Origin of the sequence: Pedobacter petrophilus (assembly GCF_009674725.1) — a bacterium.
GTDB lineage: Bacteria > Bacteroidota > Bacteroidia > Sphingobacteriales > Sphingobacteriaceae > Pedobacter > Pedobacter petrophilus.
Genome location: NZ_WKKH01000051.1, coordinates 1 through 15,695, shown reverse-complemented (window position 1 = coordinate 15,695; position 15,695 = coordinate 1). Strand labels below are relative to the sequence as shown.

The window sequence follows — 15,695 nt, the reverse complement described above, 5'->3', positions numbered from 1 at the left end:
AAACCGCTTTGGAGGCCATTTTTACAAAATGCAACTGGAAAAAGTCCTAAAATAGGGGAGGAATGGATAATTTTTATCATGCAAATTTTACTGTTTAAAAGGATCGATATCTGTATTCCTTCAAAGATAACGGTTACAAAGATAAAAATGGTATGTTACTACGCAAATGGCGTATAAAATATAATGCCATCATTCCGGCTTAAAGCAATCTAAAAGGATTTAGAAAACTCTAATAATACAAAAGCAGTTAATCTACCGGTGTCGGATGCGTGACATTCAAAGAATCTTAGAAGTTAGTGAAGTAACACCAGGTAAGCGAACTTTTCAATATGATGGTGATGCGATAGACAAAGTGTTGATTCCAGGATGAAAATGTATTAGGAAGGAAATGTGAATATTAAGTGGCCCAGAAGAATTGAATTATCCGAAGGGCCTTATAAAGCAGGAAAAAACTTTAAAATATACTTATCCCGTGAAGGATAAAATTAGAATGTTTAGCTTTGAGATGGATGCGCGCTCAATCATCCATCTTATCAACATCAAATTAAGAAAGGTTATGTAGAAATTCGTGGCCTGGCCAGGAGTGGGAGGGGAAAAGTAATAAATGTAGAAGTGAGCACAGATGCAGGAAAAACCTGGGGAACTGCAAAATTGCAAGAGCCGGTATTGAGCAAAGCCCATACTTATTTCAGATATTTATGGGACTGGGATGGTAATTCTGCTGAGATTTTAAGCCGGGTTACTGATGAAACCGGCTATTTGCAGCCTACGCTGAAACAATTGGTTAATGCAAGAGGTACAAACATAAGTGGCTACCACATGAACCCGATTACTGCCTGGCAGATTAGAACAGATGGCCGTGTTTTTTAAGCCTGAAAATTATACCAAATAAGAGATGAGTCTGGAAAAACGAGATTATGATGCGATTGTGGTAGGTTCTGGTCCGAACGGGCTGGCAGCTGCTATTTTGATGCAACAGCAGGGATTATCTGTTTTGGTTATTGAAGGGAAAGATAAAACTGGTGGTGGCCTGGCCTCTGAATCACTTACTTTGCCCGGTTTCGTACATGATGTTTGCTCCGCCATTCATCCAATGGCAGTAGCTTCCCCATTCTTTAAAACACTGCCTCTGGCAGCACATGGTCTGGAATTTATTTACCCGGCACTTGCCGCTGCCCACCCTTTTGACGATGGCACAGCAGCAATTTTAGATCAATCGATATCACATACTGCCAGTTTTTTAGGGAGGGATAATCATGTTTATGAAAAGCTGATGAAATCGGTAATTTCAGACTGGCCGCTGATTGATCGAGATGCGCTGGGTCCGTTGCGGTTACCGTCGCATCCGCTGGCCATGGCAAACTTTGGTTTGAAAGCACTAACCAGCGCTACCTACTTTGTAGATCATTTTAAAGGGCAGGCGGCACGTGGATTATTTGGCGGGATGGCTGCCCATGCGATTCAACCTTTAAGCAATCTAAGTACAACAGCTATAGGTTTAGTATTAATGGCAACCGGGCATTTAAAAGGCTGGCCAATTCCAAAAGGAGGGTCTGTTTCAATTGCCAATGCGCTGGGCAGTTACTTTCGCAGTATTGGAGGCACCATTGAAACCGGTCATTTTGTGACTGACTTATCAAAGTTGCCTTCTGCTCATGCTGTTCTGTTCGATGTTACGCCAAAGCAGTTGCTAAAAATCGCAGGACACAAATTCTCTAACATTTACAAATGGCAACTGGAACGCTACCGATATGGAATGGGGGTGTTCAAAATCGATTGGGCATTAGACGAACCGATTCCATTTAAAGCAGCGGCTTGCAGAAAGGCAGGAACCATTCACCTCGGCAATACCTTCGAAGAAATAGCGGAAGGGGAGTTGATGACCAGCAGAGGCAAACAGGCAGAAAAACCTTTTGTGCTGCTCTCCCAACAAAGTATTTTTGATTCCTCCCGTGCACCTGAAAGAAAACATACCGGTTGGGCGTATTGCCATGTTCCAAATGGCTCTAAGCAGGATATGACGGCGATTATTGAAAATCAGGTGGAACGTTTTGCACCGGGTTTTAAAGATGTGATTCTGGCCAGAAATACCATGAATACCGAACAAATGGAAGCGCATAATCCTAATTATATCGGAGGAGATATTAACGGTGGTATTTTAGACATCAGGCAATTGTTTACACGACCAGTGTTAAAATGGTCGCCGTATAAAACCTCGGCGAAAGGGCTTTATATCTGTTCATCATCTACGCCTCCCGGTGGGGGAGTTCATGGGATGTGCGGATATAATGCTGCCAAAACTGCATTAAAAGATATTTTTAAAATTGAAATCAAATAACATCACAATAGAAGATTTATGTCAGTAGAGAATACAGCAACAGAAAATAGCGCTGCATTAACAGATGCGGGAATTACGCCAGATAAGAAGACATTTCTACAATCTTTAACGGAAGACTGGTGGGCGGTAATTCTAGGCTCCATCATCATTGCCACGGTTTTATTTTTAACAAATAACGGTTCAGCAATTGCTTTGCCTGCTTACAAATGGAGCGGAAGCGAAGACTTGTTTAATAAAATATTATCACCTGGAAATCTGCTGTTAATCCTCGAAACGGGTGTTGTTTTCTTAGCGCTCGCCAGTATTGCTATTGCATTATCCGGCGGGAATGTTGGCAGGTTTGCCGCTGGCTTCGCTTTAATTTATTTGCTCGCAAACATTGCTTTTATTATTGGTGGAAATAAAAGTGTTTCCTATTACGGGTTAGAATATGTAGTATTTGCGCTACTGATTGGAATTTTGCTTGGCAACCTGATCAAACTTCCTTCCTGGTTGAAGGAAGCTGTCCGGTCAGAATTTTACATCAAAACAGGCCTCGTTATTTTAGGTACTACCATTCTATCTGCTGATCTAATTAAAGCAGGATTACCTGGAATTATACAAGCGGTGATTGTAGTAAGTGCGGTTTGGTTTTTCTCTCTTTGGTTAAGCCGGAAGTTAAAAGTAGATGATGAATTTGGGATTATTCTGGCATCTGCAGTTTCCATTTGCGGGGTATCGGCAGCTATTGTAGCTGCAGGCGCAATTAACGGCGACAAGAAAAAGTTATCTTATGTAACTACACTGGTATTGATTATGGCCATTCCAATGATGGTGATTTTACCATGGGCCGTGCGGTATTTTCAGATTCCGGAAGTTATTGGTGGTGCCTGGCTAGGCGGAACTTTAGATACCACTGCAACCGTAACCGCAGCTGGAGATTTAGTCGGGCCGATTGCTGTAAAAGCAGGAGTAATCGCTAAATTTTCACAAAATGTTTTTATTGGTGTAGCGGCATTTTTCATTGCAATCTGGTGGGCTTATAGAAAACCTGCGACTCAAGACGGAGAAATTCCGGTAACAAAGGTAAAAAGTCCTGGACTAAAAATAGTTTGGGAACGTTTCCCAAAATTTGTATTAGGTTTCATCGGAGCCTCGTTGGTGTTTTCATTTTTACTTTCGCCGGCAACGGCTAAAGGTGTTGGACCAACATTAAACGGTTTGCGAACCATTTGGTTCGCCATTGCATTTATTTCAATTGGTATGGAAGCTAAGTTTTCTTCATTGGTGAAACTTCAGGGCGGAAGACCGGCATTTACTTTCGTGATTGCGCAAATATTTAATATTTTCTGGACATTGTTATGGTCTTACATTTTATTTGGTGGTTATCTTTTTCCGATTCCGGATTTTAAGTAGGGTTTGTCGTTGATCGTTACTCTTCGTTCGTTGATGGTTTTTCGTTACTTATAGATCGATGTTTGTTTTGGTTGCTTATTTTACATATCTGCGTTTAGTTGTTTTTCGTTACTCGTTACTCGTTACTCGTTGTTTATTTTCCGTTGGTTGTCTTTACTCTTTACTCATTGTTCTTTACTCCTTGTTCTTGCTCTTTACTCCTTCTCCCTCAATCTCGACTTCAAAAAAAAGGTAGGACAACCTTAAGTCATCCTACCTTTAAATCCTTATAAAAGAATAAACTAAAAATTAGCTTTATCAATATCCCACCACAATCTTGTGCCGCCATTATCAGGACCACCTAATAAGCCGACAGCCTTCACAACCTCGGCGCTATTGCCGTTACCAAACTCAGTAGATGGATAAGGTAATCTTCTGATCTGCGTTTGTGTATTAATTGTTCCATTGCTGAAATTATTAGCTACGGTGAACAATTTTGGGTAACCAGTACGTCTGTATTCAGACCAGGCTTCCTGTCCGTCAGGGAAAACAGCCAACCATTTTTGCGTAATAATTCGTTCTAATTTTTGCTCATTCGAAGCTGCGGCATCCCATTTTACTGTAATCGTGCTTACCGCTGCAGCATTGTTTGCAGGGTTTTTCGGATCTACATAAGCCGTTGGTCTGCTGCTGGCATCTGATAAATAATTACCTGCACTCACATTCCATTGTTGAAGCGAAGTAGAAATTCCGGTTTCGTAATTGGTTTGTGCATCTCCAGAACCTGTCCATCCACGAAGTGCGGCTTCAGCTTTTAAAAACCAGACTTCAGCAGCGGTCATTAAAATCTGGGGAGCTTTTTGTCCGGCAGGTGATTTAACATTGTCGCTTGAATTTACACTGGAGTAGTTTCTGTAACCCGGTTTACCCAAACCATTAAATGAAGTATTGGCTCCGGCTCTGATTCCGATATATTGACCAGCAAATGAAGGATCTGTTGCCGGCGTAGCATAAATTGGCAGGCGTGGATCATTATATCCAACCAGATAAGATTGTAAGGCAGCACCCAAAGCATTATCGCCATCGTATGATACGGTAACCACCCATAAATCGTTGTCTCTTGTTCCTGATTGTGCCACTGCAGCATTATCAGCAGCAGTGGTTAGTAATCCTCCTGGTGCACTTAAAGCTTTTTCAGCCTGAACTTTGGCAGTAGATGCATCTGCTTTTACTATCCGCATGGCTAAACGTAAACGCAATGAATTCGCTAGTTTTAACCATTTAACCGGATCTCCCTGATAAATTAAATCGCCTTTATCATAAAAGGCAGGAGTGCCTGGCTTGGCCGTAATGTAAGCCTGCAAGTTATTCGCTGCGGTATCAATCTGTTTAAAAAATGCATTATAAACGGTTTTCTGATCTTCATAAGGCGTAGATACCAATGAAGAACCTGCCGTAGTATATGGAATCGGACCAAATTTATCGGTCACCCTGCTCATGGCCATTACCTGTACCAAAAGTGCAATGCCCCATGCCTCAGGAGATTTTGTTTTCACTTCACTCTGGCCGATTTTAGAAATTGGAGCCATCACAAAGTTGTACTGGTCGTTGAAGCCAGCGCTATTCCATCCATTATTAAGTGAATAGTTCATGTTGTTGATTCCACCATTAAATGGTGTTGGTGCCATCATGTAACCGCTAAATGCATCCGCACTTAAATTCTGTGCGATTTGATAGTTGTGAAAAATTTCCTGCTCAATCGGACCAATTGCAGATTTCAAAAGTGCGGTAGTTTGCTCAGGTGAAAGTGCGGTAGGATTGGTGTTAAATTCTTCAAAGTTTTTGGTACATCCAAAATTCAGGGCCATTAAAGATGCCAGCAAAACAGCAGACAATCCTTTAATCCCTTTATTAGCGGATTTGTGATATATAGTTTTCATGTTGTTTTTCAAAAGAATTAAAATGATAAATTTAAATTGAAACCTAATGTGCGGGTAGCAGGTTGATTAAATACATCAATTCCTGATAAACCATTTCCGGTAGACATCGTGATTTCCGGATCAAATGGTGCCTTTTTGTAGAAGTAAATTAAGTTTCTGCCCGTAACTGAAAATTTCATGCTTTTGAATGTTTTACCAGTTAATGGAAAGGTGTAACCCAAAGCCGCTTCTCTCAAACGCACTACTGTAGCACTGTAAATATATTCGCCTGATACGCCTGATCTTCCACCAACGATAGAATAATAACTTTGAGGATTGATACTAGCAGAGACTGCATTACCTTTGGTATCTACACCATCGATTTTAACACCGCCCTGGTTCCGAGCATTCCCGGTCGCTTCAGAAGCACCAGCTTCGTCCATCAAAGCTTCAGTTAACGATAAAACCTGACCGCCGAATTTACCGTCAATCAGGAAACTCAAGCTGAAATCTTTGTAGCTAAAACTGTTGTTCCAGCCCAGTTGGAATTTAGGATTGGCATTACCGATGTAATTAAAATCGGCACTTTTTAATGGCGTGTAAGGCGAAGTACTTGTTCCGTCTCCTCCAAGAATAACACGGTTTTGTGCATCTCGCTGTAAAGTATAGCCATAAATATCGCCATAAGAACCGCCAACTTTTAATCTTGAGATATATGAATTATTACCGCCTCCGGTTAAATCTACACTGAAAATTCTGTCTTCAGATGCAATATCGATAATTTTGTTGCGGTTCGCTGAACCATTAATTGATGTATTCCAGTTGAATCCATCCCCTTTAACCACATCCGCTCCTAAAATAAACTGGATACCTTTGTTCTCTACATTTCCGGCATTTAAATAACCTGTAGATACCAATGAAGATGGTGGTGCAATTACCGGAATATATTGGTTTCTGGTATTGGTTTTATAATAGGTGAAGCTGAAATTGATCCGGTTAGCAAGGAAACGTAAATCCGTTCCAATCTCAAAAGATTTTGTTCTTTCTGGCTTCAATTCCCTGAATGCCCTGTTTGTATTAAATAATAATGCACCATCTGCTTTTAGCGTATTTTGGATAAAAGTTAAGTAAGGTGGCACGGTATTTCCAACTTCTGCATAAGTACCTCTCACTTTCGCATAGCTGATGGCTTCTGGCAATTTAAACATCTGCGAAACGATGAAAGACAAACCGAACGAAGGATAGAAATAAGAATTATTTGGCGTGTAAGATAAATTAGAAGACCAATCATTTCTACCGGTAACCGTGAAGAAAGCCCAGTCTTTGTAAGATAAATTGGCGTTACCAAAAACAGCTTGTAATTGATTATGATTTGGAATAATAGCTGTGGTATTGGTTAAAGTATTTCCCGTAAAAGTACCTGGCTGCGCTACAATTGTATTTGAGGGAGTAAAGAAATCTACCGCCGAAAGGTTTCCTGCAAGCGAAAGGCCTGAAGTTTTTTGATCGTTAATACTTCCGCCAATTAATCCGTTCAATTTAAAATCAGATCCGGTTAACGGAACAGTAATGTTCGCAATCGCATCTACATATTTCTGTACATAAGTCTGGTTGCTTTGTGCAAAATAACCCGTTCCGGTAGAATTGAAGTTTCCATTGATCCCAGATGACCTGTGGTTTTCATAATCATCAGTAGTTCTGTCCATATTTCCCCTAACCTGCACATTTAACCAGCTCGCCACATCATATTTTACACTTCCGCTTAATAAGAAACGGTTACGGATAGATGTGTTTGGATTTAAATTAGTCAACCACCAGGGGTTTTGATTAATATCTGCAGAGCCACCTAGCCAGTTCTGACGGGCAGTACCCGTATTGCCGGCAAGCAAATATTGCTCTTTGTATGGGTTAATGTCTACGCCCCTCGGGAAAAGATACAAACCTACCAATGGATTTAAATATAGACCTAAAGATGGACTATTATTAATTTTCTGGTTAATGTAGTTTACACTCGCATCAACAGTTAGTTTGTTGTTTAAAAATTTAGCTGTTTCGCGCAGGTTGATATTGTTTCTGTTTAACTTATTTCCTGGTTGGATTCCACTTGCATAAGTGTTCGAATAAGAGAAATAAGTTTGTGCAATCTCAGATCCGCCAGAAAGATTAATTGCATTCGAAGTGTTAATCCCTGTCTGGAAAAAATCTTTTAAATTATCTGTGGTGTTATTAATCGCGCTTCCCCAGCTATCTCTCGTGGTAGCAGATGCAGGTCCGTAGCTGTTTTGAAACTTCGGTTTGTAAGCAATGTTATCAATGTTTACACCCGAAGAAAAGCCAATTTCAGTTTTTCCTGCTTTACCTTGTTTGGTGGTAATTAAAATTACACCATTCTGTGCCTGGCTACCGTATAACGCTGCCGCAGATGCGCCTTCTAAAACTGTAATGCTTGCAATATCATCAGGGTTTAAGTTAGAAATTCCATCTCCACCATCCTGACCACCGCCAAATACACTGTTCTGCTGGCCGTTTGCATTACCGTTATTGCTAATCGGCACACCATCAATTACATATAAAGGCTGGTTATTTCCGCTCACTGAACGGCTTCCCCTCAAAATCACTTTTGCCGAACCGCCCACACCAGATGCACTTGGACTGATGGTTAAACCTGCAACTTTACCATTTAAAGAATTCATTAAGTTAGGACTTTTCACCTTAGATAATTCATCACCAGATACCTGTTGCGTATTATAGGTTAACGATTTTTCTGATCTTTTTACACCCAGGGCGGTTACCACAACGGTTTCAAGATTTTTAGAATCTGCGCCTAAAGTCACATCCACCGTGCTTTGTGTACCTACGGTTACTTCTTTGTTTTGGTAACCAATAAAAGAGAATACCAGCACATCGCCAGCCTTCGCTGCTATGCTGTATTGGCCTGAAGTATTGGTTTGGGTACCAACCTTCGATCCTTTTATAATGATGGTTACGCCTGGTACGGTGGCACCCGTTTCATCTTTTACTGTTCCTTTAATCACATCCTGATAAACCGAGTGGAAAGAAACTGCGTGATTAAAATGATTAATAGGTGCAGCTGCGTATAAACCTGTTGATGCATAAAGCAATAAACAAGTAAGCTGTAAAGATTTTTTCATATTCATTAAGAATAATTTTTGAATAATTATTTGGTTAACTGTTAGTCTCCATACAGACTCCATCCATATGGTTTATTAGTTAAGAGCATTTGTGCGATGCAAATTGCCTACACGCAAACCGATAATTTTTAAATTTATTTTTTTACGCTTGACATTCACGGTAATAAAGTGCTGTTAGTAGCATTGGATAACGTTTTAGTAACCGTTGTAGAAATAACATTTTTCTGTTAAACTGTCTGCCGACCAGATTTTTTTTGATTACTTTACGTTTGATTAATTAAACTAATCAATTTGAAAGCAGCGAAGCCAGATCTGGTCGTTTTATGGAATAAGATTTGCCTTGAAAGTGATATCAGCGCTTTTGAGCAGCTGTATCGGTTTTTATACACCCGTCTGATTAAGTTTTCCGTTTATTATGTTAGCGATAAACAAGCCGCTGAAGATCTGGTGGCCGAGGTATTTATTAAGTGTTGGGAAAACAGGCTTACAGGTACACACATTCTGAATCCGGAAAGTTATTTTTTTATCGCAGTTAAGAATCAATCACTCAAATACTTAAAAAAAAATTCTTCAGTTACATTTATCGATTTAGTAGATGTAGACGAAGATGTATCGGCAACGGCGCATACGCCACAGTATATTCTCGAAACGAAAGAGCTTCACAAACAGCTAAATCTTGCTATTGAAAGTTTGGCTCCGCAGGCCAGGGAGGTTTTCAGGTTAATCAAAGAAAGTGGAATGAAATACAAAGAAGTAGCCGAACTACTTAATATTTCGCCGCGAACTGTGCAAACGCAATTGTTCAGGGCAATAGCTAAACTTCGTTTGGTGTTGAGGCCTCTGGTGGAGATGGAGTCGGGCGAAAACCGAAGCGGAAAAATAATTTCGCTGCTGATGCTATTGGGCACTTTAACTTTTTTATATTACTTGTAGGCAATTTTTAAAAAATAAGGAACTTCTAAATAGAAACCACAACTAGAATGACAGATCAAAGATTTACAGAATTGCTTGGAAAACAATTGGCCGGAGAAATTTCTGCGGATGAATCTATTGAGCTGAAATCAGTTTTAGCGGGTAATGCAGCTTTTAACAAAGAATATGATTTGCTGCAAAACTATCTGGAAGCTGAAACTGTGGAAGAAGAAAATATTGATGTGGTTTTCGATCGCATTAAAAGCCAGATTCAGGTTCCTGCACAACCGGGTTTAAAAATCGGGAAAAATAGAAACTTCGTTTGGTTAAAAATTGCTGCGGTAGTTGCGGTGGTGTTGGGTGTCGTTTTGTTATACAACAGAGAAGCACTTTTTTCAGATCATGCAGGGCATTTAGCATGGGTAAAGGTGCAAACCAAAGCGGCCGATATTAAAACGATTACGCTCGGAGATGGAACTTTGGTTAAAATCAATGCCGCAAGTCAGTTTAGGTACCCTAAAAAGTTTAGCGGGGATAATAGAAATGTTTACCTATCGGGAGAAGCTTTCTTCGATGTGAAAAAAGATCCGCAACATCCTTTTATTGTGCATACGGAAAAAATGGATGTACAAGTGTTGGGTACGGCTTTCAATGTTAAAATTTATCCAAATGATGATTTTGCCGAAACTACGTTGATCAGGGGAAAGGTAGTGATTTCGCTTAAGCAGGATCACCAATCGTTTACTTTACGGCCGAACGATAAATTTACCCTCTCAAATGGTAAAGGATTAGTGAGCCGGATTGATGGGGAAAGCCAGGTGGAAACCGCATGGACAAATCACGAACTCCTATTTAAAAACAGTCGTTTTGATGAGGTAGCCAAGCTTTTAGAAAGACATTATGATGTTGACATATCCTTCAAAAATCCTGAACTAAAGCAACTGGTATTCACGGCACACTTCACCAAAGAGAACATTACCGAAGCATTGGATGCGTTAAAATTCATCGGAAACTTTAATTATTCGGTAAAGGGTAAAAATGTATATATCTATCGCTAGTACAAACCATTAGCCACGTATATTTGTGGCCATGAGTGCTGCGCAAAAATTTATAGTATTAATTGGATTAATTCTTCCGTTTTATGCGAACGCGCAAACTAAAGTTACCCTAAATTTTACCAACGCAGATTTTGAACAGGTGATAGAATCCATATCACAGCAAACGGTTTATCATTTTGCCTATAGTGAAGCCCAAATCCCAAAACATCAGGTTTCTATTAAAGTTGAGGAACAAGAAGCCATAAAAGTTATCAATCAATTATTACTCAACAGCGGCTATACCTATTCCCTTCTGCCCAACAATTTAATTGTCATCAGAAAAAGCAAGAATGACAAATTACCAGCTGATAGCGGCCGGGTTTTAAAAGAGGTAGTCATTACTGCTTTGGGGATTGAAAAAGACAATGAAAAAGTTGGTTATGCTTTAACCACCATTAGGGGTTCTTCCATTTCAAAAGCCAGGGAAAGTAATTTAATTATGGCTTTTCAAGGGAGGGTAGCAGGATTAAATATTACAGGGGTAAGCGGTGGCCCGGGATCTTCGGCCCGCGTATTAATTCGTGGCGTTTCGAGCATGACAGCAGCCTCACCGCTGTTTGTTATTAACGGTGTGCCAATTGATAACAGCATCAGAGGAAGTGCAAACGAATATGGCGGCGCCGATTATGGCGATGGTATCAGTAACATCAATCCCGATGATATCGAAACCATTACCATTTTGAAAGGGTCGGCTGCTTCGGCTTTGTATGGTGCCAGGGCAGCAAATGGTGTCATTCTCATTAATCTCAAAAGCGGTGGAGAAAATGCTGATCCAAAGTTGGAATACAATGCAAATGTTGCCTTCGATGTTCCGGTTAATTCAACTGATTATCAATATTTGTATGGTCAGGGTGCACAGAATAAACGCCCTGCAGATTTATATAACGCAATCAACACAGGTTTACTAAGCTGGGGAGAGGTAATGGATGGCAAATTAACCACACAGGTTGATGGCTCCATGCGGCCATATTCACCGGTAAAAAATAACATTCAGACTTTCTACAGAACTGCACCTGCAATTACCAATACCCTTTCACTTACGGGCGGGAACGTCAGTAATAATTATCGGGCTTCAGTTTCCAATTTAGATTACAATTCTATTCTAACCAATGGCACACTTAACCGAAAAACATTTAATTTTTATGGAAACCTGGCGCTAACCAGAAAGTTATCAATTAGCCTGACCGGAAATTACATTGATGAACGCAATAAAAACAAAAGCTATTTAAGCGACGGCCCTTTAAATGCGAATTACGGCGTTTCGGCTCTAGCTACGAGTTTAGATCAATCGATTCTGGCTCCTGGTTTTGATTCAGAAACAGGTTTCGAACGGCGTTGGAATGCTGATGAGTATAAAACGAATCCTTATTTTCTGATGAATAAACAGGCCGATTATGCCAATCGGAACCGCTACATCTCCTCTGCGGTGGTGAAGTATAAACTGACCAGTTGGGCATCACTTCAGGGTAGGGTTGGCTACGATTTTAGTAAAGATAAAGTAGTGAGTATTTTACCTACCGGAACGGCCTTTTCCATTAACAGACAAGGCGGCATTAATGCCTATGATCAAAGCAAGACTTCAGAATTTAACAGCGATGTATTGCTCAGTGCAAATAGACGCTTAACCGATAAATGGAATCTTGAACTTTCATTGGGTGCAAATTACCGGGAAAGAAAAGGCGATAGCGAAAGGTTAAAAGGCTCACAGTTCATCACGCCCTATTTATATGTTCCGGAAAACCTCGTTACCAGTACCAGGACTTTCGCCATTTCAAGGATTGTCACTGAGTCTGCTTACTATACTGCAGATTTGAGTTATCAGCGCTTCCTCAATTTCTCAGTAACTGGTCGCTATGATATTTACTCTACACTGCCAGCCAATAACCGTGGAATTTTCGTGCCCGGCGTTTCCGGAAGTTTTATCTTTTCAGACTTGTTGAAATTAAAAGGCCTTGACTTTGGTAAATTGAGATTGGATTTTGCCAAAACCAGCGGAGAGCCCATCTTCCCTTACACCACACAGATTTATTATAATGTAGATAACAATGTTAACGGGACCCCGGTAGGAGGTTTCTCCGGCGATTTGCCCAATTACAATTTAAAGCCTTTTACGTTAAATGAAATAGAAGCAGGCCTGGATCTTAAATTTTTTAATAGCCGCTTCAATGTAGATTTTACCTATTTTAACCGTGTTACCCACAATGAAATTATTAATGCGAAGCAATCGGTCACTACCGGTTTTACCTCTGCCTATGTTAATCTCGGTGAAACCCGGAACAGGGGAATTGAACTGGCTTTGGGTTACACGCCACTACTAACTACCAATAGCAAATGGCAGATTAACCTGAACCTTACAAAAGTGAAAAATACATTGCTATCGATCGATGGCAATAGTAATTATACCCTCACTGGAACTTACAGGCCGTTAAACGCCAATACAGCACTGGTTGTTGGCAAGCCGATTACCCAAATTATGGCTTACGATTATCTGCGTGATGCTAATGGCAATATCGTTATTGGATCAGACGGGATTCCGAAACGTGGCAATTTTATCCCTATGGGAGGTACCATGCCAACGTTATATGGAGGAATTTCCAACAGCATCAGTTATAAACAATTTAATCTCTCTTTTTTGATTGATTACCGTTTTGGTAACAAAATTTTATCTGCTACAGAATATTACAGTTATGTACAAGGGCTTAATAAGGCAACTCTTGTCGGGCGGGAAACCGGGATTGTGGCCGATGGTGTGTTAGAAAACGGTCAAAGAAATACTTTAAATGTGCCAGCTTACACTTATTACCCAGAACTCGCCACCAACATTTCAGCCTTATCTGTTCTCAACGGGAGCTTTATTAAACTTCGGCAGGCTACCTTGGGTTATGCTTTTAATAATAGGGTTCTGAAAAAGACACCTTTCAGTAGCATTAATATAGATTTGGTAGCACGAAATTTATTCATTTTACTTAAGTATAGCGATAATGTAGATCCTGAATCACAGTTTTCGCCTACACTCGGCTACGCAGGAATTGAAGGTGCTTCGTTGCCTGCCACCCGGACTTTCGGAATCAATTTTAATTTTAAATTCAGATAAGATGAACATGAAAAAGATAGGTGTTGTAGGAATCTTATTTGTCGTTTTGATGAACAGCTGTTCCAAATCGCAGCTCAATGAGATCAATACTGATCCAACCAAACTAACCGGGGAGAATTATGATCCGAATAGTTTGCTCTCACAGGCACAATTGAAATACGCTAATCTCGGCTATTACCAGCTTTTGTATCAAAGTACCATGATGCAGCTGCTCGCCTCTACCTATAATTATTACAACAATGGCGATAAGTACATCAATGTTGGCAGCTTTACCGATTACCAGGGACGGATATTTGATGAAGGTTATAAGGATGCATCTTATATCCGGGAAATGCAGCGCCTGGCCAGATTGAAAGACCCGGCATTGAATCAAAACCTGATTGCCATCGGCGATATCATGTTCGTGATGATTCTACAGAGAATCACGGATACGTATGGTGATGTGCCCTATACAGAAGCGGTAAAGGCCATGGAAGGGATTAAGTTTCCGGTCTATGATAGGCAAGAGGCGATTTATAGCCAAATGTTAAATGATCTTGAAAAGGCAATCGCACAACTGGATAGTAATAAACCTGGTCCCACAGCTGATCTTTTTTACAAGGGAGATATTGATAAATGGAGGAGATTTGGCTATTCATTAATGATGAGAATTGCCATGAGGTTAACAAAAGTTGATCCGGGAAAGGCAAGAGTCTGGGCAGAAAAGGCCGCAGGTAAAACCTTTACCACCATCAATGATAACGCAATCCTGGTTACAGATGCTTCATCCTTCGATAGCCAGAATGGAACCTCACTGGCTTTAAGAACCTATTCAGATTACCTGGAGGTACGATGGAGCAAAACACTGATTGATCAGCTTAGGGATACAAATGACCCCAGGCTAGGTGTAATAGGAGAGGTTCCGAACGACGGACTGGCAAAAAGCGCAGATCAAAATCTACCGGGCAATACAGATGCAAGTGTTCAGCTTGGGCTTCCAAATGGGTACGACCTGCAAGGCGGAGCCACGGATATTGGTAAGGCGCCAGGTTATCCCGGAGGTAAGGGTAGTGGAAGTGATTTCGCTCCGCTGGGAAAATATTCGAGGCCACGCACGGCAGTTTACCTCAAACTAGGCGGACCGATTTTTATCCTGAGCTATGCAGAAACAGAATTTTTATTAGCCGAAGCGAAGGTAAGGGGATGGAATGTAGGTGGAAGTGCCAAATCTCATTATGCCAATGGATTAACCAGTGCTATTCAATCACTTGTACAGTTAGATCCTTTAGCTGCAGTTGAGGTAAACACGCTTAGTGATTTTGTTAATCAAAATCCGCTTGATGAAAGCAATGCCGAGAATGCACTGGCAGCTATTAACACACAATACTGGATAACTACTGGCACTACGTTTAATTTTATTGAAGCCTGGTTAAACTGGAAGAGAAGTGACTACCCGAAACTTGTACCTGTAAATTATAAAGGAAACGTAACGAACGGTACCATCCCGAGGCGAATGATTTACCTCTCAACAGAAATTCTCAATAATCCGCAAAATTATAAAGATGCGGTAAGTAGAATTCCTGGCGGTGACGTGCTTACCTCACGCGTCTGGTGGGATCGATAAAAAGATCACGAACAGAGAAAATGCTGTATTTTAAATTATAGTTAGATTTGTCATGTCAAACTCGTCGAAACGACGCTAAGAACATTTTTCGACAAGTTCTTTCCAAAGGCTATCAATTAAGGCGAAGGCGAACCTTGCTATTTCCACCCTGCTCCCCGGCCTAGGAGATGATGGAAGGAGAAGCCGTTGAAATTTTTGCAACTCCG

At 40.6% G+C, this 15,695-nt stretch carries 9 protein-coding genes; 7 read left to right on the top strand and 2 right to left on the bottom strand.

From position 1 onward, the window contains the following. The first annotated feature begins 543 nt into the window (after window positions 1-543). From GJU39_RS23645 to GJU39_RS20200, 3 genes are read left to right on the top strand one after another with little or no spacing between them, the layout of a single operon-like run. Window positions 544-870 carry a molybdopterin-binding protein gene (locus GJU39_RS23645; RefSeq protein ID WP_407946896.1) on the top strand — a complete coding sequence of 109 codons (327 nt, stop codon included), beginning with the start codon at window positions 544-546 and terminating at the stop codon, window positions 868-870. A gap of 25 nt (window positions 871-895) precedes the next feature. Next, on the top strand, window positions 896-2,338 hold the full coding sequence (locus tag GJU39_RS20205; RefSeq protein WP_154282816.1) for a phytoene desaturase family protein: 1,443 nt from the start codon (window positions 896-898) through the stop codon (window positions 2,336-2,338). Window positions 2,339-2,356: 18 nt separating this feature from the next. Continuing rightward, window positions 2,357-3,733: a YeiH family protein gene (locus GJU39_RS20200; protein WP_154282815.1), complete on the top strand. Its 1,377-nt coding sequence runs from the start codon at window positions 2,357-2,359 to the stop codon at window positions 3,731-3,733. 281 nt (window positions 3,734-4,014) lie between these two features. Here the strand turns inward: GJU39_RS20200 and GJU39_RS20195 are convergent, their stop codons facing one another. Together GJU39_RS20195 and GJU39_RS20190 are read right to left on the bottom strand one after the other, a co-directional pair. After that, entirely contained in the window at window positions 4,015-5,652 is a 1,638-nt protein-coding gene (locus GJU39_RS20195) for a SusD/RagB family nutrient-binding outer membrane lipoprotein (protein ID WP_154282814.1), read from the bottom strand. A 17-nt stretch (window positions 5,653-5,669) separates the two neighbouring features. After that, window positions 5,670-8,783 carry a SusC/RagA family TonB-linked outer membrane protein gene (locus tag GJU39_RS20190; RefSeq protein WP_154282813.1) on the bottom strand — a complete coding sequence of 1,038 codons (3,114 nt, stop codon included), beginning with the start codon at window positions 8,781-8,783 and terminating at the stop codon, window positions 5,670-5,672. A gap of 291 nt (window positions 8,784-9,074) precedes the next feature. Between GJU39_RS20190 and GJU39_RS20185 the strand changes: the two genes are divergently transcribed. Genes GJU39_RS20185 through GJU39_RS20170 form a run of 4 tightly spaced genes read left to right on the top strand, consistent with a single transcriptional unit; the run spans window position 9,075 to window position 15,489 of the window. Next, a complete protein-coding gene (locus tag GJU39_RS20185) occupies window positions 9,075-9,716 on the top strand; it encodes an RNA polymerase sigma-70 factor (RefSeq protein WP_154282812.1) in 642 nt (213 codons plus the stop codon). Between the two features lie 47 nt (window positions 9,717-9,763). Further along, a complete protein-coding gene (locus tag GJU39_RS20180; RefSeq protein WP_154282811.1) occupies window positions 9,764-10,753 on the top strand; it encodes a FecR family protein in 990 nt (329 codons plus the stop codon). 31 nt (window positions 10,754-10,784) lie between these two features. Next, complete coding sequence (locus GJU39_RS20175) at window positions 10,785-13,886, top strand: SusC/RagA family TonB-linked outer membrane protein (protein ID WP_154282810.1); 3,102 nt, start codon at window positions 10,785-10,787, stop codon at window positions 13,884-13,886. 7 nt (window positions 13,887-13,893) lie between these two features. Beyond that, complete coding sequence (locus GJU39_RS20170; protein WP_154282809.1) at window positions 13,894-15,489, top strand: SusD/RagB family nutrient-binding outer membrane lipoprotein; 1,596 nt, start codon at window positions 13,894-13,896, stop codon at window positions 15,487-15,489. Window positions 15,490-15,695: the final 206 nt, after the last annotated feature.